24 protein-coding genes are annotated in these 21,873 nt (G+C 43.0%); 11 read left to right on the forward strand and 13 right to left on the reverse strand.

All coding sequences use genetic code 11. From position 1 onward, the window contains the following. Window positions 1-453 precede the first annotated feature (453 nt). The 3 genes from Q0541_RS33435 (at window position 454) to Q0541_RS33445 (ending at window position 3,852) form a co-directional block, all read left to right on the forward strand. The gene (locus Q0541_RS33435) at window positions 454-1,491 is read left to right on the forward strand and encodes an efflux RND transporter periplasmic adaptor subunit (protein ID WP_298921253.1); all 1,038 of its coding nucleotides are present in this window, start codon (window positions 454-456) and stop codon (window positions 1,489-1,491) included. A 764-nt stretch (window positions 1,492-2,255) separates the two neighbouring features. Beyond that, window positions 2,256-3,191 (forward strand): M23 family metallopeptidase, encoded by a 936-nt coding sequence (locus Q0541_RS33440; protein WP_298921255.1) that lies wholly within the window; start codon window positions 2,256-2,258, stop codon window positions 3,189-3,191. 121 nt (window positions 3,192-3,312) lie between these two features. After that, complete coding sequence (locus Q0541_RS33445; RefSeq protein ID WP_298921257.1) at window positions 3,313-3,852, forward strand: late competence development ComFB family protein; 540 nt, start codon at window positions 3,313-3,315, stop codon at window positions 3,850-3,852. Between the two features lie 62 nt (window positions 3,853-3,914). On the opposite strand, the gene Q0541_RS33450 is transcribed toward Q0541_RS33445, so the two are convergent. Next, a complete protein-coding gene (locus tag Q0541_RS33450) occupies window positions 3,915-4,886 on the reverse strand; it encodes a L,D-transpeptidase (RefSeq protein WP_298921261.1) in 972 nt (323 codons plus the stop codon). 279 nt (window positions 4,887-5,165) lie between these two features. On the opposite strand from Q0541_RS33450, the gene Q0541_RS33455 reads away from it, so the two are divergent. The 3 genes from Q0541_RS33455 (at window position 5,166) to Q0541_RS33465 (ending at window position 7,111) form a co-directional block, all read left to right on the forward strand. Continuing rightward, window positions 5,166-5,315, forward strand: a complete 150-nt coding sequence (locus tag Q0541_RS33455; protein WP_298921264.1) for a hypothetical protein — start codon at window positions 5,166-5,168, stop codon at window positions 5,313-5,315. Between the two features lie 368 nt (window positions 5,316-5,683). After that, entirely contained in the window at window positions 5,684-6,340 is a 657-nt protein-coding gene (locus tag Q0541_RS33460) for a sigma-70 family RNA polymerase sigma factor (RefSeq protein ID WP_273768177.1), read from the forward strand. Between the two features lie 156 nt (window positions 6,341-6,496). Continuing rightward, complete coding sequence (locus Q0541_RS33465) at window positions 6,497-7,111, forward strand: anti-sigma factor (protein WP_298921269.1); 615 nt, start codon at window positions 6,497-6,499, stop codon at window positions 7,109-7,111. Between the two features lie 13 nt (window positions 7,112-7,124). Here the strand turns inward: Q0541_RS33465 and Q0541_RS33470 are convergent, their stop codons facing one another. Then, window positions 7,125-7,580, reverse strand: coding sequence for a gamma-glutamylcyclotransferase (locus Q0541_RS33470; RefSeq protein ID WP_298921271.1), 456 nt, complete (start codon window positions 7,578-7,580; stop codon window positions 7,125-7,127). 171 nt (window positions 7,581-7,751) lie between these two features. Between Q0541_RS33470 and leuS the strand changes: the two genes are divergently transcribed. Next, window positions 7,752-10,370 (forward strand): leucine--tRNA ligase, encoded by a 2,619-nt coding sequence (leuS, locus tag Q0541_RS33475; protein ID WP_298921273.1) that lies wholly within the window; start codon window positions 7,752-7,754, stop codon window positions 10,368-10,370. A gap of 65 nt (window positions 10,371-10,435) precedes the next feature. On the opposite strand, the gene Q0541_RS33480 is transcribed toward leuS, so the two are convergent. The 3 genes from Q0541_RS33480 to Q0541_RS33490 all read right to left on the reverse strand — a co-directional run bounded on the left by Q0541_RS33480 (window position 10,436) and on the right by Q0541_RS33490 (window position 12,052). Further along, window positions 10,436-10,984 carry a hypothetical protein gene (locus Q0541_RS33480; protein WP_298921275.1) on the reverse strand — a complete coding sequence of 183 codons (549 nt, stop codon included), beginning with the start codon at window positions 10,982-10,984 and terminating at the stop codon, window positions 10,436-10,438. 129 nt (window positions 10,985-11,113) lie between these two features. Further along, the gene (locus Q0541_RS33485; protein WP_298921277.1) at window positions 11,114-11,452 is read right to left on the reverse strand and encodes a hypothetical protein; all 339 of its coding nucleotides are present in this window, start codon (window positions 11,450-11,452) and stop codon (window positions 11,114-11,116) included. A gap of 348 nt (window positions 11,453-11,800) precedes the next feature. Further along, complete coding sequence (locus Q0541_RS33490; protein ID WP_298921279.1) at window positions 11,801-12,052, reverse strand: hypothetical protein; 252 nt, start codon at window positions 12,050-12,052, stop codon at window positions 11,801-11,803. A gap of 599 nt (window positions 12,053-12,651) precedes the next feature. On the opposite strand from Q0541_RS33490, the gene Q0541_RS33495 reads away from it, so the two are divergent. Beyond that, window positions 12,652-13,806, forward strand: coding sequence for an alanine--glyoxylate aminotransferase family protein (locus Q0541_RS33495; RefSeq protein WP_298921281.1), 1,155 nt, complete (start codon window positions 12,652-12,654; stop codon window positions 13,804-13,806). Between the two features lie 612 nt (window positions 13,807-14,418). Here the strand turns inward: Q0541_RS33495 and Q0541_RS33500 are convergent. From Q0541_RS33500 to Q0541_RS33520, 5 genes are all read right to left on the reverse strand, one after another. Beyond that, on the reverse strand, window positions 14,419-14,646 hold the full coding sequence (locus tag Q0541_RS33500) for a DUF2949 domain-containing protein (protein ID WP_298921283.1): 228 nt from the start codon (window positions 14,644-14,646) through the stop codon (window positions 14,419-14,421). A gap of 510 nt (window positions 14,647-15,156) precedes the next feature. Then, entirely contained in the window at window positions 15,157-15,663 is a 507-nt protein-coding gene (locus tag Q0541_RS33505) for a DUF192 domain-containing protein (protein WP_273768162.1), read from the reverse strand. Between the two features lie 163 nt (window positions 15,664-15,826). Continuing rightward, complete coding sequence (gene nblR / locus Q0541_RS33510) at window positions 15,827-16,513, reverse strand: response regulator transcription factor NblR (protein ID WP_273768161.1); 687 nt, start codon at window positions 16,511-16,513, stop codon at window positions 15,827-15,829. Window positions 16,514-16,833: 320 nt separating this feature from the next. Beyond that, the gene (locus Q0541_RS33515; RefSeq protein WP_298921286.1) at window positions 16,834-17,751 is read right to left on the reverse strand and encodes an NAD(+) kinase; all 918 of its coding nucleotides are present in this window, start codon (window positions 17,749-17,751) and stop codon (window positions 16,834-16,836) included. Between the two features lie 130 nt (window positions 17,752-17,881). Further along, window positions 17,882-18,880 (reverse strand): SDR family oxidoreductase, encoded by a 999-nt coding sequence (locus Q0541_RS33520; RefSeq protein ID WP_298921288.1) that lies wholly within the window; start codon window positions 18,878-18,880, stop codon window positions 17,882-17,884. A 54-nt stretch (window positions 18,881-18,934) separates the two neighbouring features. Between Q0541_RS33520 and Q0541_RS33525 the strand changes: the two genes are divergently transcribed. After that, complete coding sequence (locus Q0541_RS33525; RefSeq protein WP_298921290.1) at window positions 18,935-19,111, forward strand: hypothetical protein; 177 nt, start codon at window positions 18,935-18,937, stop codon at window positions 19,109-19,111. 16 nt (window positions 19,112-19,127) lie between these two features. Here the strand turns inward: Q0541_RS33525 and Q0541_RS33530 are convergent, their stop codons facing one another. Beyond that, the gene (locus Q0541_RS33530) at window positions 19,128-19,232 is read right to left on the reverse strand and encodes a PetM family cytochrome b6-f complex subunit 7 (RefSeq protein ID WP_298921292.1); all 105 of its coding nucleotides are present in this window, start codon (window positions 19,230-19,232) and stop codon (window positions 19,128-19,130) included. Window positions 19,233-19,439: 207 nt separating this feature from the next. Here Q0541_RS33530 and pdxA point away from each other — a divergent pair, with 207 nt between their 5' ends. After that, window positions 19,440-20,531 carry a 4-hydroxythreonine-4-phosphate dehydrogenase PdxA gene (gene pdxA / locus Q0541_RS33535; RefSeq protein ID WP_298921295.1) on the forward strand — a complete coding sequence of 364 codons (1,092 nt, stop codon included), beginning with the start codon at window positions 19,440-19,442 and terminating at the stop codon, window positions 20,529-20,531. A 278-nt stretch (window positions 20,532-20,809) separates the two neighbouring features. Beyond that, a complete protein-coding gene (locus tag Q0541_RS33540; protein ID WP_298921297.1) occupies window positions 20,810-21,043 on the forward strand; it encodes a hypothetical protein in 234 nt (77 codons plus the stop codon). Window positions 21,044-21,120: 77 nt separating this feature from the next. Here Q0541_RS33540 and Q0541_RS33545 read toward each other — a convergent pair whose 3' ends face one another. Continuing rightward, window positions 21,121-21,438, reverse strand: coding sequence for a hypothetical protein (locus tag Q0541_RS33545; protein WP_298921299.1), 318 nt, complete (start codon window positions 21,436-21,438; stop codon window positions 21,121-21,123). After that, window positions 21,435-21,869, reverse strand: a complete 435-nt coding sequence (locus Q0541_RS33550) for a protein rep (protein WP_298921301.1) — start codon at window positions 21,867-21,869, stop codon at window positions 21,435-21,437. Before Q0541_RS33550 ends, Q0541_RS33545 begins: the two co-directional genes overlap by 4 nt. Between the last annotated feature and the right edge of the window lie 4 nt (window positions 21,870-21,873).

The raw sequence follows: 21,873 nt of genomic DNA on the forward strand, positions 1-21,873 counted from the left end.
CTATAAGAAAAGAACCCCACCCTAACCCTCCCCTTAGAAAGGGGAGGGAATTAAATTTCCTGTTTCCCCCCTTAGAAAGGGGGGGAATTCGACTTGTATGTACACCGCAGGCGGGGAGGTTAGCTCAAGCATAGCTTTAGCGGGGTGGGGTTCTGGGTATTATGCTTAATTACCCAGACATCATATAACTTACTGTTATCCTATCCAGTTAAATCGCAGTCGGCTGGTAAATTCTCAACAATTTTCCTTTTTTATAAACTCTGAATCGATAATAACTATTAGCAAAGAGGTAATATAAATTCTCTAAAATGCTGCACAAAATAAGGCATACATTCCGCCGAACAAACAAGGGAATTCTGCCCCTTGTTCAAAAGCAAGCTCACAGGTAATCGGTATAAAAATAAAAACTTAATTTATTTAGTTTTTTCTGCGCCACTAGTTAAGAGGTAATCTATGGTGCGAAACTCAAAGCTAGGGTACAGAACGTTCCCTAAGTTTATTCTGCGTCCATCCGTTGCTATAAGTATAATTGCATCTTTATTGGTTTGTGGAATAAGTTTTTATATAGTAAAACGCTGGCATTATGCAAATCCAGAGGCACAAGTGCCAGCAACACAATTGCCACAGTTAAAAACAGTAACAGCTTTAGGGCGGATTGAACCACAGGGAAAGGTAATTAAACTCTCTGCTGCGGTGTCTACAGAAGGAAATCGGGTAGAAAAGTTGTTAGTGAAGGAGGGGGATAGGGTAAAAGCAGGACAGGTGATTGCGATTTTGAACAGCCGCGATCACTTGCAAGCAGAATTAAAAGAGGTGCAGGAACAAGTGAAAGTAGCCCAGGCAAACCTAAACCGCATACAAGCAGGTGCTAAACGCGGTGAAATTGCCGCCCAAAAAGCTGCGATCGCTCGACTAAAAGCAGAACACCTTGGCGATATTAATGCCCAAGCAGCAACAATTGAGCGATTCCAAGCCGAAGTGCGTAACGCCCAAACAGAAGACGAACGCTATCAGCAACTATTTCAACAAGGTGCAATTTCCACCGAGCAAGGGGATAGCAAGCGTTTAAACTTGGAAACGGCCCAAAAAAGCTTGCAAGAAGCACAGGCACAGTTAAATCGCACCCAATCAACTAGCCAGCAAAAGATTAAAGAAGCCACAGCAACACTCGATGAAATCGCCGAAGTGCGCGGAGTGGATGTAGAAGCTGCTCAAGCAGAAGTTAATCGTGCCATAGCAGCCATGAATCTGGCAAAAGTCAATCTCGAACAGTCCCAGGTGCGATCGCCCCAAAATGGACAGGTATTTGAGATCCACACCCATCCTGGGGAATTAGTATCAAATGATGGCATTGCAGATATTGGACAAACCAGCCAGATGTACGTCATAGCCGAAGTTTACGAAAGCGATATTGGCAAAGTGCATTCAGGGCAGCAAGTGCGAGTATTTGGTGATTACCTCCCGATTGAATTGCAGGGAATCTTTGTTTGATCGTGGTGCAAGAGGAGATTATCAAAAAGCGATCGTTCACATGGAAGATGGTAAGCTCAAGTCAAAATTAAAACTATCAGCTTAGAGGATGAGTCCTCTCCCAAAGGGAGACGATGCGTGCAACCAGCGTCACCCGTTCGCCCTACAGCCCAACCCTTGCCGGGACGCCTTGCGGCGAACGGGCATCCTACGGCAGGCGTTCCCGCAGGGTAGGGCGGTTCGTTTAATAAAAATTAAGTGCATCTTCATAGCGAATTGGTATAAGTTCTGGAGTAATCCAAGCAAAGATCGTTGAAGCAGGAATCATGCCACTTCAAGTGGTTTGAGCTTCAAAAGCGTTCATTACTCAACCTCAGGACTCGTAACGTCGAGCTTTTTACTCCATCATCCAAGCTCAGAACTCGAAACGAGGAATTTTAGCTAAAATTGCTGCTATTTTACACCCTATCTCAACATCAGTAAAAGCTGTTATAAGTATATAAACGGTAATTAAGGTAGGCAAACTGACGCCACAGTATACTAATTAAGTTCTAAGATCATTGACAATGTAATACACCTTGGTTATTAAAGTTAATATCAATTCATTAAATTACAGTTACAAGTCATTCTCCCTTGTCTCCTACCCCTGCCCCTGTGCTTTCCATAAGTCCCTAGACGATTTCCCAACATCTATGGTTTTCAACAACATTTGCTTCAAACAGGAAACACTAGTAGAAATAAGCTAGTCTATTTTCCAATCTAAGCAAGGTATTTTTTATAGCTCTATGATTACTGAGAATCGCGCTAATAATTCAAACAATAAGTTGCTCGGTTTTGATGTCAAAAGTTTGACACCTAATCGCCGTGCAATAAATGTGTTAAAGGGAATATTTGCTGTTTTCCCTCTCACCTTGGCATTGCCTGTAGATGCTTTACAAGTAAAGGTGACTCCAACTAATCCTAAATTAGGAGATACGCTCTCAGTGGAGATTAATCTAGCTCATCAAGAGAATAGTACAAATCCAACAGTAGCTAGTGGTAAGAATACATACCCAGCCTTTAAAATTGCCCCCAATCAGTATCGGGCTTTTGTTCCTACAACTCCACTAGAAAAAGCTGGAACTAGACCACTTCGGGTTGCAGCGGATGGTCAGGTGCAAAACTTGGCAGTGAATGTGCTTAATCGTAAATTTCCTATACAGCGCATTACTTTGCCACCTGGCAAAGCCGGAGTGGATGCCACAGAATATGAACTAAAACGGGTGGCAGCTTTCAAGGCACTACAAACACCACAAAAGTATTGGAATGGAGTATTTCTGAAGCCAAATGCTGGGCGGATGAGTACAAACTATGGTGTACGTCGCTACTATAATGGTACATTTGCAAAAGACTACTATCATCGTGGTCTTGACTACGCTGGTGCTGCCGGTTCACCCGTGATTGCCCCAGCCGCTGGGCGAGTTGCTTTGGTAGGTAGGGTATCCCAAGGGTTTCGGGTTCACGGTAACGTAGTTGGCATTGACCACGGTCAAGGAGTAATCAGTATTTTCATGCACCTGAGTCGTATTAACGTTAAAGAAGGTGATTTTGTGAAAGCTGGTCAACTAATTGGCGCAGTGGGTTCCACTGGTGCTGCCACGGGTCCACATTTACACTGGGGTCTATATGTCAACGGACAATCTGTTGATCCAACACCTTGGCGGACTAAGGTCGTTAACTAGTAGAGGCGGAATTGATCGCGTCTGTGCATAATTTGTGTTTTTTTTGCTGAGAATTAGGCAAAAGAAATTGGATTGATACCGTCCCTACCTTGCTTGGCTAACATAAATGATGATCAGCGTTATGAGTATCGAAAAAATTGTAGAACAAGCTCTCCAGGATGGTTATTTAACACCAGCAATGGAAGCAGAAGTCGGTAGAATCTGTGACAACGCCTCGGAACTCTCAATTGAAGAGTATATGGCACTCGATCGGCTGATGGGAGCACTATTGACTGGTGAGGTAGTGGCGGTACCTCGGAAACAATTCATTAACGTCATGGAAGAATTGGTACTGACTGAAGCGATCGCCCGAGTCGCAGAAATTGAAGCCACCAGCGAAAGTTCTCTAGATGTCGGCGATATTGCTGCTTACGCTCTCAATCGGTTACCACCTTTGTATGCTACTACAGAAGAAGGTGCTACCTTCCAGCGCCAAACGGCTCGGGCACAACTGCAAGAATTAATTTCTCAGCAAGTAAGTGAGGCAATTAACCGTTACCTTGATCGACCCCATTTCTTCCCAGAACGGCAAGCCTTAGGCAAAAACACTGGCAATGAGGTTGTACGTCAAGTTAGTGCTTTACTCCAGACATACGCACCTAACTTTGAGCAAAAATTATAACTTTAAGAGTCATTAGTCATTTGTCAGGAGTTTTAGACAAAGGACAAAGGACTCTTAATTAATCAATCACGCACTAACACTGTTGTCCCTAAACTCACTTGCTCATACAACAATCGGACATCAGAATTACGCATTCTTAGGCAGCCGTGGGATACAGCCGTTCCTACCAGGCCAATATCCGGTGTGCCATGAAAGCCAATTTCATTCCTTCCATCTGACCAAAAACCAATCCATCTGTCTCCCAAGGGACTATCCGTACCAGCCTGAAATACTTTACCAGTGATCGGATGACGCCAGATTGGATAGTGTCGCATGTGGATCACCTGGAAAGAACCTGTGGGCGTTTCCCAACCTTTCTTACCTACAGCAATTGGGTAGCTGGCTATGACCTCATCTCCTGCGTAAACATAGGTGCGGCGATCACTTAAATCAACCATTACTTGCGTCTTGGCATCAGCCAGCCTATTAGATGGTATTTGTTGGGCTGAAGCCTGAGACCATAGAGCTTTTGGCCAACTATCCGCAACTGGATTTTGTCTTTCTGCTTGCGCCACCAGCCGCGTCTTAGTTGGTAGGTCGGTTGCTTCAGCTACATCATTCTTAATTATTTGAGGCTGAGTTTGAGGCTTAATAGCAGCAGACCTGAGTGTAGGCGTCTTCCGAACAATTGTGTGTCTATCAGTTGCTTTGGCTACATTCTTCTTAATTATTTTCGATTTAGTTTGAGGCTTAATAGCAGAGGACTTTGGTGTAAACGCCCTCTGAGGAGTTGAGCCTTGGGTAACTTCACCAACTGGCACAGATGCACCCAGCGCAATTTCCCCTAAACTCACTTGTGAAACATTCTTGTAGACTTTCTCTGAGCGGTTTCCCTTAGGATTGGTTAGGGTAGAATCTCGCCGCATCGAAGTAGATGCAGACTTATCAGACTGCCCTTGGGCCGTAGTAATGCGCCAATGGACAGCTAAAGATAAAAATGCTGTGCCAAAACAGAGCAACATTACCATCCGCCCTACAGATTCGTTTCTTACCATTGCCATCGCCTATTGTTTATCCCTGACATATCCAGCCGAGCAATTGGATGTGTTCATCATCCGATTATCAAAAATTTATCAATACTTATCATTTCCGATATAAATCTGCCAACACCTCTGGGCAAACTAAGACTATGCAAATTGTCCCAGCAGCAAAACTCCAAGTGACCAACCTCATTCCTCCAAAGTTCTGGGGGTTGTAAGCCAATACTCGGACTTTCTGATGGAACTTTTGAAATGTAGCAATCAATCATTAATGGTGTAGGTGGGAGAAAAACCATGTTTGAAAAACTATTGCTAGCAGTCACAATTACATTTTCCCTCAATTTCTTTTTTCAAGTTCGCGTACCAGAGCAACAAAATGGTGCTAGCTACGGTTCACAACCAGAACAATCAGCAACTATTCTGGTAACAAAATCAAAAAAATAAATCACCATTATAGTAACCACAGCAACTCAACTTCCAGAAATTATTGCCTGAATTTTAAAGGTATCAAGAAGTTAGAATTACAAAATTTTTATCTTCATCCTTATAACCAGATTTAATTATTTTTATCAAGCGTATATACCCAGTTGCTAAAATGACAAAAATGTGCATATTGCTGTGCCTTTGTTAGTTGATGGGTGCAAGGGCAACTATGCGAACAGTATAAGGAAAAAGTGGCTCTCCTTATTGCTATAAATGTATCCAAAATTGTATGCTTCAGTGTTCCAGTCATAAATCCGTCACCTTAGCATGGAACTTCTGTCCCATTAGCAGGTCTAATAGATAGGGATGATTTAGAGCCAGTACGATCTATGAGTCAGTCGATTACTGTATCCTGGTCAACGGTTGATGCAAAGTATCCAGAAGCATCAGTGCAAGTTGACAAACTCCCTAATCACGATTTAATTTTGCGCTGTCAAGCGGGACTGCGACCAGATCGTGCTGCGTTTGCAGAACTATTACGCCGCTATCAAAGTCAAGTTGATAAAGTTCTATACCACCTGGCTCCAGATTGGGCTGACAGAGCCGATTTGGCTCAAGAAGTTTGGATTCGAGTCTATCGGAATATTAACCGATTACAAGAGCCTGCTAAATTTCGGGGCTGGTTAAGCCGCATTGCCACCAACTTGTTTTATGATGAGTTGCGTAAACGCAAGCGGGTTATGAGTCCTTTGTCACTGGATGCTCCCCGCTTGTTAGAGGACGGCGAGATGGATTGGGAAATCGCCGGCGATACCCCAGGTCCTGAAGAAGAACTGACAACTAGAGAATTTTACGAGCAATTGCGGGAAGCGATCGCGGATTTACCAGAAGTCTTTCGTACTACTATTGTCCTCAGAGAAATCGAAGGCATGGCATACGAAGAAATTGCCGAAATCACTGGAGTTTCATTAGGAACTGTGAAATCAAGAATTGCCAGAGCTAGATCGAGGCTACAAGCTCACTTGCAGAATTATCTAGACTCCTAATTTACAGCATCTTGCCTCTGCCCAATGGCAGAATTTAAGCATTGATTAAGAATTACTACAAAGATGTAGATCGCCTCTGCCTTTAGGAGGAAAATTGGCTAATTTTTCCGAATTTCCGTCCAGTTTACCCGTGTTTAAATTGGTAATAATGTTAAGATGACTACTGATTCTCAGTTTTACGACCGTTCTCCTTTGCAACTTCCTCAAGATTTGTCAGATGGAATGGCCAAGCATACCAATGAATCAACGGGTCTTATGGATATGGTGAAGCGCGATCGCTTCGAGTTATTGAGTGCTTATCTCGATGGTGAAGTCACAGCCCCAGAACGCAGGCAAGTAGAAGAATGGCTGGCAAATGATGCCTCAGTTCAATGCTTGTATGCCCGACTCTTAAAGCTGCGCCAAGGCTTGCGGACTCTCCCAGTGCCAACAGCCCAACAGTCACCAGAAGTAACAGTTCAGCAAGTATTGACACGTTTGCGCCGCCGTTCCCGTTTAAACTGGATGGTGGGAGGTGCAGCCATTGCTGCTTGTGTAATCGGTGCAGTATCTGGCTTAGTATCTGGTGGTTCGAGTCCGCCGCAACTGGCACAACGACCAGAAATAGAACCGATACAAACGTCATCAGCGTCTATGGTTCCACTTTCCCCGCTGATGGTAGGACTAAATAACCCGGTAATTGAAATTCCGAAAGCAGCAGTAGCTTCTCCAGAAAATCCAATCTATCCGGTACAGCCGCAACGGCACGACTCTAAACAGGATATAAACTAATCGCATTAACAGTTCACAGATCATAACTGTACTTTGCTGTTAAACCACAGCCTGTCCACCAGCCGTCAGGTTGGAGGAATCCTCCTAATTGGTTAACTTGGTCTAGAGTCATCAAATAAACCCAAGCCCAACCCAGAGAGAGCGACTGTAGCTGATAAACCTCGATAATTTGTCGATTATAAAGGTTTTCTGATGGTTGTCTAGTAGGTTGGTAATTTTCCAGCATATCTAGCTCATTTAAAATCCTTAGGTTGGAAAAAGAAAGTAAATATCCATAAACTTGGGTATTCCCTAGCGTCATCGCTGGGTAGCCCATTGGCAGAGCAAACAATTTACCTTGTACAAAAGCTCTTTTAACATCTATTATCTTGTCAGCACAGTATTTTTTATAGTTAGCTTCACCTGGTTTGAGTGTGCCGTAGACAAAAACCCGCACCAAATCGGAAAATTGTATATTTGATTCAACCATCTAAACCTTCATCAAATGACTCTTACTATACCTGAAACACTAGCAGTTCGGGCATAATCAGGCTGATGCTCAATTATATAAATCTGTGAGTAGTTGACCTACAATATAGGTTAACCTAGCAGGTTGACATAGTAGGTTAACCTAGACAGACCCAGTAGGAGAATTTTTTTGGTGGATTCCCGATATAACCCAGCAGCAATTGAGGAAAAATGGCAAAAAACATGGGTAGAACTTGGCTTAGATCAGACACCTACAGCTAGCAACAAGCCAAAATTTTACGCTTTATCCATGTTCCCTTATCCATCGGGCAGCCTACACATGGGTCACGTCCGTAATTATACGATTACCGATGTGATTGCCCGTCTCAAGCGAATGCAAGGCTATCGGGTAATACACCCAATGGGTTGGGATGCCTTTGGCTTGCCAGCAGAAAACGCTGCCATTGACCGTGGTGTGCCGCCAGCAAAGTGGACTTATCAGAATATTGCCCAGATGCGGCAGCAATTGCAGCGTCTTGGTTTATCCATCGACTGGGAATGTGAACTTGCTACCTGTTCACCGGATTATTACAAGTGGACGCAATGGATTTTCTTGCAGTTTTTGCAAGCGGGGTTAGCTTATCAAAAAGAAGCAGCGGTAAACTGGGACCCCATTGACCAAACTGTACTGGCAAATGAGCAAGTTGATAACGAAGGACGTTCTTGGCGCAGTGGGGCAATAGTTGAGCGCAAATTATTGCGGCAGTGGTTTTTTAAGATTACTGACTACGCCGAAGAATTGCTGAATGACTTAGATAAATTGACAGGTTGGCCGGAACGCGTCAAGTTGATGCAGGCAAACTGGATTGGTAAATCTACAGGCGCTTACTTAGAATTTCCGATCATTGGGATAGATGAAAAAATCGGCGTGTACACCACACGTCCAGATACTGTTTATGGTGTCAGCTACTTAGTGTTAGCACCAGAACATCCCTTAACAAAGCGCGTCACCACAAAAGAACAACAAGCAGCGGTAGAAGCCTTTATTAAAGACGTTTCCAATCAAAGTGAGTTGGAACGGACTGCTGAAGACAAACCTAAACGGGGTATCCCCACAGGTGGGGTGGCAATTAACCCGTTTACAGCAGAAAAAGTGCCCATTTGGATTGCTGACTATGTACTGTATGAGTATGGTACTGGGGCAGTGATGGGAGTACCAGCACACGATGTCCGGGATTTTAAGTTTGCCAAAAATTACGATTTGCCAATTGATTTTGTCATAGCTTCCCTAGATGATGTTGCAGGTTTTGACTTAAGTCCAACATCAGACATAGATGAAGTCACACAACTCATCCAAATTGAATATAACCAGGCATACACTGAACCAGGAATTTTAATTAATTCTGGGCCTTTTACTGGTATGGCTTCGGCAGATGCTAAACAAGTCATAATTGAATACGCCGAAAAAGAAGGTTTTGGTAAAGTGCGGGTGCAATATCGCTTGCGGGATTGGTTAATTTCGCGGCAGCGTTACTGGGGCGCACCGATACCTGTAATTCACTGTCCCAACTGTGGGATAGTGCCAGTGCCAGACAAAGATTTGCCAGTTCAGTTGCCAGAAGAGGTAGAATTTTCTGGACGTGGCGGTTCACCTTTAAGTCAGTTAGAAAGCTGGGTAAATGTGCCTTGTCCGACTTGTAGCACTCCAGCAAAGCGGGAAACTGACACGATGGATACTTTTATTGATTCCTCGTGGTATTTCTTGCGCTTCCCTGACGCTAAAAATGAACGACAGGTTTTTGATTCCAGTAAAATTAATGACTGGATGCCAGTTGATCAGTATGTAGGTGGGATTGAACACGCGATTTTACATTTGTTGTATTCGCGGTTCTTTACTAAAGTGTTGCGGGACAGAGGGTTGCTGAACTTTGATGAACCCTTCCAACGCCTGTTAACTCAAGGTATGGTACAGGGTTTAACTTACCTAAATCCCAACAAGGGCGGGAAAGATAAATGGATTCCTTCTAATCTAGTAAATTCAGCCGACCCTCGTGACCCTCAGACAGGCGAACCATTACAACGTCTCTATGCCACAATGTCTAAGTCAAAGGGTAACGGTGTAGCGCCAGAAGATGTAATTGCCAAATACGGTGTAGACACAGCGCGGATGTTTATCTTGTTCAAAGCGCCACCAGAAAAAGACTTGGAATGGGATGAAGCCGATGTGGAAGGACAATTCCGCTTTTTAAATCGGGTTTGGCGTTTGGTGACGGATTATGTTGCGGCTGGGGTATCCCGCAAGAAAGCCCAATTTGATTTAACTAAGGCAGAAAAGGAATTGCGGCGGGCGATTCACACGGCTATTCAAGCGGTGACAGAAGATGTCGAAGGTGAATATCAATTCAACACAGCTATTTCAGAATTGATGAAGTTGAGTAATGCTTTAACTGATGCCAGCGGCAAAAATTCACCAATTTACGCAGAAGGTATTCAGAATTTGGTGCTATTGCTAGCACCCTTCGCACCACACATTGCTGATGAATTATGGCATTTATTGGGTGAAACTGATTCAGTTCACACTCAAACTTGGCCATCTTTTGACCCAGCTGCTTTGGTAGCTGATGAAATCACTTTAGTGATTCAAATTATGGGTAAAACTCGCGGCGCGATTCAAGTACCAGCACAAGCAGATAAAGCAGCGTTGGAAAAGTACGCCCGTGAATCAGAAGTTGCCCAGCGTTACATCGAAGGCAAAGAGATTAAAAAGGTAATTGTGGTGCCTGGGAAGTTGGTGAATTTTGTAGTCAGTTAAGAGTAGAGGGAAGAAAACACGGTAGGCGTTCATGCTGACCAACCATTGCTAAATCACATCTGAATTCATAACTCTGTATTCCTATTTTTTAATGCCCGATTGCGATACCAAGCGGGGAAGCGTATAGTTATCAAGATGGCGATCGCAACCACGACAATGTGTAGAATCGTAGAAACGTTGAGCGGTAGCAGCCAACTGATCAATACACTCAGCGCAAAGGCAATCCCCCAGGTCAGGGTAAGAATCTGATTCACGCGAATAAAAATAGGACTATTCCAATGTTCTTGAGTAATTTGCTCACGGGCATACTGAATCGTAAATGGGATACCTACGAGTAAGGAGCCAATCGCAATCACCGCCAAGGCACCGTCAGCAAAAAGTCCTGGATGTTGCGTAATGAAAGGATGCCGCAAGTAAACACCCACAACTAGAACGAAGGCAAAAAAGACAACCGTACACCAATCTAAAATGAAGCCTTTACGTAAATTTTCACGTCCAAGAATGAACGTCAGGACGAGTGCAATAATTGCCCCGTGGAGGATACCACTCTCCCCTCTGTTTGCCAACACAGAATAAATAATCCAGGGTAAGAACCCTAAGATAACTCTTTTCATCGTGTTTGTTCTTCCTAATGCCTGAGCAATGGACTTTGTATATTGAGAGAGTGGCAGACCGAATTTGATCTATCCCGACATCTCCCCAAAATCTGCTAAACGTTAGTTTTAGACGGAGAGTACACATTGCTAAATCATATCTTGCCCGTTTCGTACAAGTGCTACTAAATCGATTTCTAAATCAATTTTGCGACCATTGGCTTGGCGGTTATCGTAAGGATTTAAATCGTGTTTGGCGTTGTGGTCATTAAGTCTGTAGAATTTCTTTAATTGTGGCAGGCTTGCTAGCTGTGAGACATTGGATAGCAGTCTGATTAATATACCACTTGTAGGCTTTCTCGGTATTGTTGTTATGTGCATTTCCAGAGCGTATATGGCGCGTCTTGCTAGTTTATCTGCTCTGCCTGGATAAGTCTTATAGGAGTCACTTTTTAATTCTTCTGTAGGGATGTTAAAGCCATGAAACATTTGTTGCAAGAAGTATTGTAACAGTAGTTTCTTTCTCTGGTATATGTGTATTTAATAACATCTATATGATCGTCCAGAGAGTAGGACTGTTTGATTTATACACGAAAAAGCACTTGAGAGTTTTGCTCACTCAAGCGCTTCTCCGTAAAAGCTTATACCAACTCACTCGTTTGATGTAACATTTGAAATCTGCAACACTCCCTTGACAGGGAGTATTGCGGGGATAACTTGTGACAAACATGTGGTGAAATGGTATCACTCCTTGCACTAACTAAGAATATCTCTTTTGCAAGAAAACCGGGGATCTAGTGAGTGACAGTTTATGAACTGACACTAGTTAAAAACGACTCACCATGAATGGTAACTAACAAGACTAAGCACAACTGTAGCAATTTTGTAAGTATAGTATAAAAACTTATAATTTATTAGCGTAGGCGTAGCTTGCCGTAGCCATCGCCTACCACTGAGTGCCGATTCACAATGTGCAGCAATTAGTAGCATAAATATCTCAACTTCAGCGGCAAATGAATCGCCATCGAGTAAGCCAGAAAAGTCTTGGATATAAGTATCGAAGCGATTTGGACTCAAATAAATCGTCACCTCCTCTATAGATGGAGGTATTCTTTAGAAAATGGCAATCCAATAACAAATCTTCGACCCAAGCAGATTGAAAAATTTGGGTTAGGTATCTTCTATCTCTTAGCAAACGGTGACATCCTAGTCTTCCGCATAGTGTAAGAGGTTACTTCCTTGCTTGAAGCAAAACATAGCTTTTTCACCGACAATTCCCGCGACATTCAAAACGATTTTGCGTGTTTCAATAAAAACAACAGGAGCGGATTATAGGTAAGATTTAAGAATTTCTCATACCTGTGCCTAAAATTGTAAAAGTCTAGATGGACGCTTCACGCTTGGCTAAAATAGCCACTCCCCTACAAGCAGACGCCTTAACCTGGCATCTAAGTGTGTGGTAAAATTGCCTGGAACAGAGGTTTCATCTGCGTTGAAGTCTCATATAAATTGCAAAGGTCAAACTTACCGATCAATAACTCCCACGATACTTTTCCTATGGATTCGGAAAATATACAACAAGACTGGTGACAAACTGAGTGTAATTTGTAAATAAATATCTAGAATTTGCTACCAGACTTAACCAACTTCCCACAATTTTGACTTCTATTTAACTTTAGGATAGACACATGAACGATAAGCTGATGCTGATGATTCCTGGCCCAACCCCGGTGCCAGAAGCTGCCTTACTGGCATTAGCCAAGCATCCGATTGGGCACCGCACCAGTGAATTTAGCAACATATTGGCAGAGGTGACAGAAAACCTCAAGTGGTTGCATCAAACTCAAAGTGATGTGCTGACGCTGAATGTCAGTGGTACAGGTGCTGTAGAAGCTGGAATAATTAATTTTCTCTCTCCAGGCGATCGCATTTTAGTTGGCTCTAATGGTAAATTTGGCGAACGTTGGGTAGAAATCGGTCAAGCCTACGGTTTGAATGTAGAAGAAGTTAAGGTTGAATGGGGAAAACCCTTAGTTCCAGAGGTATTTGCTGAAAAACTCCAAGCTGATACCCAAAAGCAAATCAAAGCCGTAATCATTACCCACAGCGAAACCTCAACGGGTGTGTTGAATGACCTAGAAACCATCAACCGCCATGTCAAAGAACACGGTGAAGCTTTAATTATCGTTGATGCCGTGACTAGCTTGGGCGCGTTCAATCTACCTGTGGATGCTTGGGGTTTGGATATAGTCGCCTCCGGTTCCCAAAAAGGTTATATGATTCCGCCGGGATTGGGTTTTGTCTCTGTCAGCCCTAAAGCTTGGGAAGCTTACAAAACTGCGAAGCTACCGAAATATTATTTGGATTTAGGCAAATATCGGAAAGCCACAGCCAAAAATACAACTCCATTTACTCCGCCTGTGAACTTGATCGTAGCGCTGCACACCACGTTGCGAATTATGAAAGAGGAAGGCTTGGAGTCAATATTTGCTCGACACGAACGGCTGAAGAATGCTACCCGGGCCGCTATTCAAGGGTTAAATTTACCCCTGCTTGCAGCAGATAGTTCCGCCAGTCCGGCGATTACGGCTGTAGCACCGCAGGGAATTGAACCGGATAAGATTCGGTCATTGATGAAAAAACGCTTTGATATTGCCCTAGCAGGCGGTCAAGACCATTTGAGTAACAAAATTTTCCGCATTGGTCACTTGGGTTTTGTGAGCGATCGCGATATCCTTAGCTGTATAGCATCCTTAGAAGTTACCCTAAGAGAACTTGGCTACGAAGACTTTACCCCTGGATCTGGTATAGCGGCAGCAGTTAGAGTGTTTAGTCAGTCCTGAGTACTGAGCACTAAATCAAAAGAGCGAGTTAAATGATCAACTCGCTCTTTTGATTTGGCTGTAAATGAGTAGAAACCGCCACAGTCAATAGACCTATATATCAACCTTTACACAAGGTAGAGTTGATCTGACAAACTTTAATTCTCCTAGATGATACCAACTTACCCTAGATAGTATTATTTACTCCAGAGACAGTCGCACAGCGTATTTGACACTAAACAATACTAACTTTGGTAACTTAGTATGATCCTAAATTGGCATAAATAGCATTGTTTGAGATTCTGGTAACAGCCTTTTGGTAGAGACTTTTAATCCCTGACGCCCGATAGCACAGGGTTAGCTAGTCCGCAAGCGTCTGACTCGCTTTAAGCGTTGGCGCTAGCCTCTCTAAGAGTTGCCATGCCGTTAGCGCAGCCTCTCGTAGAGAAGGCTTTACGCTACGTTATGCGCTAGCGTAAAGCCTTCTCCCAAGGGAGACGCTAGCGCCTGCCGTAGGATGCCCGAACGCAAGAGCGTCCCTGTCTTGAGAAGGGCTGTAGAGAAAAAACTGCCCTGCTTTACCAAAAATCCAAAATTCAAAATCCAAAATCCAAAATCCAAAATTGGTATGATCTACGCTGTCTCCAGCCAATCATAAATTTGTTCTAACTGCTCTAGAGTAATTAACCCATACTGCCAAAGAATCATTGCCAAAGGGCCTGGATCTTGCTCCCGATGCCGAAGCGCCACCGCTAGCGATGCTGTGGAAATTGCCAAATCTTCTTGCAAGAAATGAATAAGTCGAGAATATTTTGATGGTGACATTTGTATCTCACCTCCTTGTACAGAATGTATTGTCATATAATCAGTTCACCATTGCTCGGTAGCCAGTAGCCAATATTTCATCTGTCACTGTGCCGTTATCGGCTATACACCCCAACACAGTTATTTAATCTGCCTTAAAGAAAGGCTTTTCATACAGGGTCCGAGAAATAGAAATTTGCGTACAAATCATCTGCTCGATTCTCAAGCAGTATTTTTACTTAGTTAAATTGACTCAATCTTGTTTACTTTTATGCTTTATTTAATTACACATCTAGTAACAAAGATTCCATAGCCTATATTCTCTTATTGGCGACTATTTACATTTACGCCGAAGGGAATATTTTTGCAACCAAACCTTAAAACTGCGATTTGAGCTTGGAGGCAGTAGAATTTTGCATTATTATCACAGTTTTTAAATAGTAGCGTTACAGATGACTGTTGTACCACAATACGTGACATTTTTTACAAAAAAAATATATATTTCGATAGTATAGGCTCTGAACAGAGCAACCACCAAAATCTTTATCCTCACAAAGCGCCGGAGTTTCAAAACTCAATTTTGACAATATCGCCCACTTTCAACTTCAATTCGGCAGCTCTTCCAGAGCGAAGTTCAATCACCTTATCGATTGGTGTATTGGGGCCATAGGTAGGACAAGGCTCACTTGCACAAGGAGGTGCAGCTGCCTGAATATATTTAACTACACCCTTATGTAGAAATACCATGTCCAAAGCCACAGGTACATTCTTCATCCAGAAACTGACTGGTTGTGCTGAAGGAAACCCAAACAGCATCCCTCGGTTATCTGGCAAAGCTGGCCGATACATCAATCCCTTCGCTTGCTGTTCTGACGTCTGCGCCACTTCTAGCTGAATCGTTGTGCCATTAGGAACAATGGCTTTTGCAGAAATTGGTAGTGTTTGACCTAAACTCTCTGGTGCTGGAGTTTGAGAACCAGACGTAAGGGTGGGAGGTTTAGCTGTTGTTGGCACAGAACAGCCGATCAGAAAAATACTCAGTAACATCGAGAGCAAACCTAGCCAACGAGTCATAATTCTTTTTGATTTTGTAATTTAGATTTCAATTTTACAGTGTTGTAGGCAGAAACCTTTGGGGTGAGAGGCAGCGGCCCCCAAATGTATATTCCCAGTCTCAGACTGGGAATGCGGCAACGAATCCTCTTGTTAAAGATAGGCAAACTTCCACCACAGCGTACTAGGATTCTCTTAAAACGTACCCTACGCCTCGCACTGTCTGAATAAGGCGCTTTTGACCTTCATCTTCAATTTTTAGGCGCAAGTAGCGGATGTACACTTCAATTACATTCGACTCACCTAGAAAGTCGTAACCCCAAACATTTTCTAAAATTTGTTCACGGGTTAACACCTCACGGGGATGTTCCATTAAGAATTTTAATAATTCAAATTCCTTCATTGTCAAGTCAATTGCCCGTCCGCTGTGTATGGCACGGCGAGTTGCGATGTCTAAAATCAGATCCCCAAAGCGTAATTGCTCCGTGGTATCCAAATCAGGTTTTAAGTAGAGACGAATTAACTTTAAAAAGTCTTCTGAGCGGTAAGGCTTGAGGATATAATCATCGGCTCCAGCTTCTAGACAAGCTACACGATCATCAACTGTATCCCTTGCCATTAAAATCAATACAGGCGATCGCATACCAGTGCTTCTCAGATTTTTGCACAATGAGAGTCCTGATTCGCCTGCTAACATCCGGTCTAAAACAATTAAAGCAGGCTGGCGATCGCGGCAATGTTGCAAACCACTCGTCGCATCATGAGCCAAAATTGATTCATAGCCGGCTTCTTGCAAATCGCAAGAAAGCTGATTTGCTAGGCTCTCATCGGTTTCAATCACCAAAACACAGGGACTTTGAGCAACTGTCATAACAATTTGGGATATTGGATTTGGGATTGTAAAGATATTCCAGTGAAAATCTTTACATCAGTTAGAAGTGCAATTACGAGTTTGTAGTGATGGAGCAATCCTGATTTGACACGTGGCTAAGGATCTTTTAGCACGTTCAGGTGTCAGCCATCGAATTCTCGGATGCAATCTTAATAACTAACTCCAAATACCATCTCCATACCAGTAATTCTGGAAGGAAATCAGCAAATTGAGCATGGGGCATGGCAGCAGAGGAACAGAGGGGAAGAATTTTCTGTTTGCTCCCTTGCTTGTTTAACAATGCCCTGTTTGGCCAATAACTAAGGCAATTCTACGGAAGTTGGTTTTGCGATATGTGGCAAACCCCAACCTAATTTTTCTCGCAAAATTCGGAAAAACTCAGGCGGTTGCAGGCGAATAAATCTGGCACTATATTGCGATCGCTCCATATATACTCTATCTTCTGGTAGTACATAGCACCCGCCATTACCATCCACCACCATCACCAGTCGAGCAATATTGACTGGATAGATGTTGACAGATTCAGTATCTGGAAATACCAATGCTCTAGAAGCTAGGGAATGCGGACAAATGGGTACTAGCTGTAAAGCAGGTACACCAGGAGTCACCACTGGGCCACCAGCACTCAATGAGTAAGCTGTAGAACCAGTAGGCGTAGAAACAATCACACCATCCGCCGCAATATCTACTGGCGCATGACGCCCTATGGCAATTTCAAAATGGCACATAGAGGTCAAAGGTTCCCGATGCAGCACCATTTCATTCAAACAGAGTGCTTCCCATAGCACTGAATCTCCCCGAAACACTTTGACGGTGAGCATGGCTCGTTCTTCAATTTCATACTCACCCGCCATCAACTGTTCTAGTGCTTGGGGCAATTGATTCAGGAAGGTTTCCGTCAAAAATCCCATGTGGCCGGTATTCACTGTTAGTAGTGGGATACCACAGGGGGCTACTTGACGAGACGCTGCTAAAACAGTGCCGTCTCCCCCTAACACCACTGCAAACTCCATATCTGAGTCAAAACCAGGGGGTGTCAGACCGTCAATGGGGGTGTGGCATACAGGACTATCTGGGTTAGAGTAGCCCAGTATGCCACCGATACTCGATGTCACACATACATTCCAACCGGCTGCGGTTAGCTTGTCTTTCAACTCGATAGCGACACGACTCGCTATCGGTTTAACGTCATTGTAGATAATGCCTGCTTTCGGCACACTCAAATATCCAAGTTTAGGCGATGCTCTGTATTATGTAATCCTTACACATTTTTGACCATGTAGTCATTAATCTAGAGTCAAATATCCAGAGTCTAGAGTTTTACGACTAATGTCTGTTTTGTAATGACTATTGACTATTAACTTTTGAAGACTGTTTAAAAGGAGTTTTTTTAGGTTTCTGCTTTTTGGTTTTATTTTTCTGGTAGTCTAACTCTTTGAGCTTCTTCATAATTCGGCTGAAGTACTCTTGTAGATAGCTTTCTAGGGTTGTGGTTTGTTGCTGATCTAAACCAAAAACTGTGTATACTTCATCCATTGGAGCATTTAACTCTTTTCCACTAGCCAACACTTCTGTAAATGCTAGCCTATCTGCCACGTTCCATGCCCACTGAAAGAACCGCATTAAGCCCCGCACAGTACGCAGCAAGTTTATTGGCATCCGCGTTACCCTGGCATCTTTTCCAGATAAGCGTTCGCACAGGTTGATGATTTCTTCTGCACTCCATGCACGAGTACCGACTACAGGAAAAGCTTGGTTTTCCGTTTCGGGCACACTCAATGCTCGAATAGCAAACTTAGCAATGTCCTGAGTGTCCATATAGGCGATAGGAGAAGAATTACCAGTCACCCAAACTGGCTGTGCTTCCAAAATCGGAATCCCATACTGACTAATTAATCCTTGCATGAACCCAGCTAGCCGCAAGATGGTGTAATTCAAGCCAGACTCAGCCAGGAAGAGTTCTGTACACCGCTTAATTTCCATTAGCGGCACTTCTGGGTATTTATCAGCATCTAAAATCGAAAAGAAGATAAAACGCTCTACACCCGCTGCAATTGCTGCTTGAATCAATGCTACTTTGCCGTCCCAGTCTACTTGTTTGATACTCAGTGAATCTGTAGGGCGAGATGTTGACGCATCAATAACTTGGGTTACACCTAACAATGCTTCCGCTAGGCTTTCGGGGTAACGCAAATTTCCCGGTACGAGTTCTGCACCCCATTCTTTGAGAAAAGCAGCTTTTTTACTGCTCCGAACAAGACAGCGTACTTTATATCCCTCATCGATTGCACGACGAGCCACTTGTCTTCCTAAGGTGCCAGTGGCACCAACAATTAATAATGTCATGAGGGTTGTAATAAATTTTAATGTTTTATGAAAAGAATGTTATCAGAATAACCTATGCAAACAAAAGTTTACATCTTTTCTCAGAAAATCAATTTATTTGGAAAATACTCATGGGAAAATGGCTGTCCGGTAAACGGACAAGCTTTTTTCCCAGTTAGCGAAAAGTATAAATGCCAGCTTGAGGCGAACACAACTTTCCAAGGCAAAGGAAAACCTCTTCCCTCTCAATAGCCGATTACTGTAGGGATTATTCTTCTGTGCCCTGAATTTTCAGTAACAACGCGCCTAAGCCCCAGCCCACGAAGATTAAACTGAAGGACAATAGAGCTCCATCCAAAATTTCGCCGCCCATTGGTGTGATTCTCCTTATGCAAAGTGGTGTGTAAACTAGGTCTACCAGAAGCTTTTCAATAGTTGCTGTAGGATTAGACCTGTGTAAATAATTTTAAACTAGTTTAGCAGGTAATCCCTACTGGTTTAGGGGGTAATCCCTACTGTTGGCAGAGAGGGAGATGGGGAAATGGGGAAAAATTGATGATAATAATTATGAAGATATTTTATGTATCAAAATAATCAAGGTAATTTAGTAAATTTTTGCAAAGAGAATCGTCCGCGTTTGGTGCTGACGCTGGGAGATCCGGCGGGGATTGGGCCGGAGGTGATTTTGAAAGCTTTAGCAGATCCGGAAATTAGTCAAAAATATGACGTTACAGTGGTGGGTAACCGGGATTTGGTGGCACAGACTTATCACAAACTGAATTTAACTGAGAATTTAGCAGCTTTGGCAAATCCAGACGAGTTGTTAGTCAGGGATGTGCAGTTTGATAGGGAAAATAAAGGTGAAATCATCCCAGGAAAAGGTAATGCAGCAAGTGGTGCGGCTAGTTTTGCCTATATGGAATATGCGATCGCTCAAACACTCGCGGGTAAATTTGATGGTATTGTCACAGGGCCGATCGCTAAATCTGCTTGGAAAGCCGCAGGGTATAATTATCCAGGGCAAACGGAACTTTTGGCACAAAAATCAGGTGTTGACCGTTTTGGGATGTTATTCGTAGCGCGATCGCCCCATACTGGTTGGACACTCCGTGCAATACTAGCTACCACACATATTCCTTTACGTCAAGTAGCTGAGACATTGACACCGCAGTTGCTGACACAAAAACTGGATTTGCTGGTGGAGTGTTTGGAGAAAGATTTTAGTATAGATAGAGGGAGAATTGCGATCGCAGGTTTAAATCCCCACAGTGGCGAACAGGGACAACTTGGACATGAAGAACAGGATTGGCTAATTCCCTGGTTAGACCAAGAGCGGCAAAAACGACCACAATTACAGCTAGATGGGCCGATACCGCCAGATACGATGTGGGTTAAACCTGGTCAAGCTTGGTATGGAAACTCTTTAGTACAAAATCCAGCTGATGCTTATCTAGCACTTTACCACGACCAAGGCTTAATTCCTGTGAAGCTGATGGCATTTGATCGGGCAGTTAATACTTCTATTGGTCTTCCTTTCGTTCGGACTTCACCAGATCACGGAACAGCGTTTGATATTGCGGGTAAGGGAATTGCTGATGCTACGAGTATGAAAGCAGCAATACATTTAGCGGCTGAGTTGGTTAGTCGAAGATTGGCGGTGGGTTATGGTTAAAAGTTCTTTGTTGCAATATTTACTAGGAGTAATGTTTACTTTAATTTTGAAATTATCGAAGACATCACCAATATTGAAATAATTGCTGTTGGTAACTCCATTCGTAAACTCGAACGCTTGCGTAAAACTTATGGTTCATGACTGTGGCGGAAACTTAAAGGCTTTGCAACCATTAGCTTAGACGAAGGAAGTATTTATGAAGCTGAGTTACACTGGTATGAAGCCCACGGAATTGGTAAGAAAGAAATCAAAATAAAACGCTTTCTATAGGAGTCGTTATGCAGTCAGCGAACACAGAAACTCAATATGTTGTTTGCATTAACAACAAAGATTATCCTGCTTCTTTAGAAATTCGGAAAATTTACCAGACTGTTCGTGATTCTGATGCTGTTAAGCACCAAATGATTAGAGTTATTGATGAATCAGGTGAAGACTATTTATATCCTAGCAATTATTTAGTCTTGATTGAATTACCAAAAGCGGTTGCAGAAGCTTTTTATTTGGCTAGTTAAAATTTAATTATTCATTCCAATGACTCTAAAATATATTTCAAAAAGTAGCTGTTCCTCATCACCAAAGTTGCCTTGAATCATATTGTGCTAGCTATTCTTGTTTCATTAATCCGAAATATAAACACCGGAGCATTCGGGTTCTGCTGACGAGACTTATTTATAGCAGCTAATTCGTCTGTATCAATGAAATAATCTCTACTCTCAAGCTCAACAGCTATGTACCAGTTGTAGTGAGTTTTGATTAACTCTGGTTTAACTCGGTCAAAAATAACTTTACCGCGTTGGTAAAAAGCCTCTTGTTCAGCTTTCCATTGAGATTTTTTTTCTTCTGACCACTGAATATCAGGGAATATTCTTCCCCCACGAACTGTGCGAATAGGATTTGGATCAGTCATGACTCTTTCACCTGATACTTAAGAATTTCTGGGATAAGTAATGACAGGTTATGATGTTTAGCGATCGCGCTAATATGAACAACGGGCTGGTAATCAATCCGTAAGCACTGCTGCCACAACGCTACCCATTTGGTATGAGAAAGATAGCCATGACTGAAATAGGAAGGCGGCACCATTGCCAAAATATGTAAATGCGGGTGTGCCGAGACTCCATCTCTACCTTTAGTTACTTCTGTGGACTTTACCCAACCTTTCGCAATCCATGCTTTCAATTCAGTCAATCGCTTAAAAGCTTTATTTATCGAATCCAAGTTTTCCTTGAGTTCCTTAATTTGACAATTCTTTACAGTCAAAGTAATAAACAGCCAACGGTGCTTGGGGTAATCAGTAACAACCTGTGGGAGAATTTTGTAAGCCTTTGCTTTCCACATGAGC

Source organism: uncultured Nostoc sp. (assembly GCF_937863485.1).
Classification (GTDB): domain Bacteria; phylum Cyanobacteriota; class Cyanobacteriia; order Cyanobacteriales; family Nostocaceae; genus Nostoc.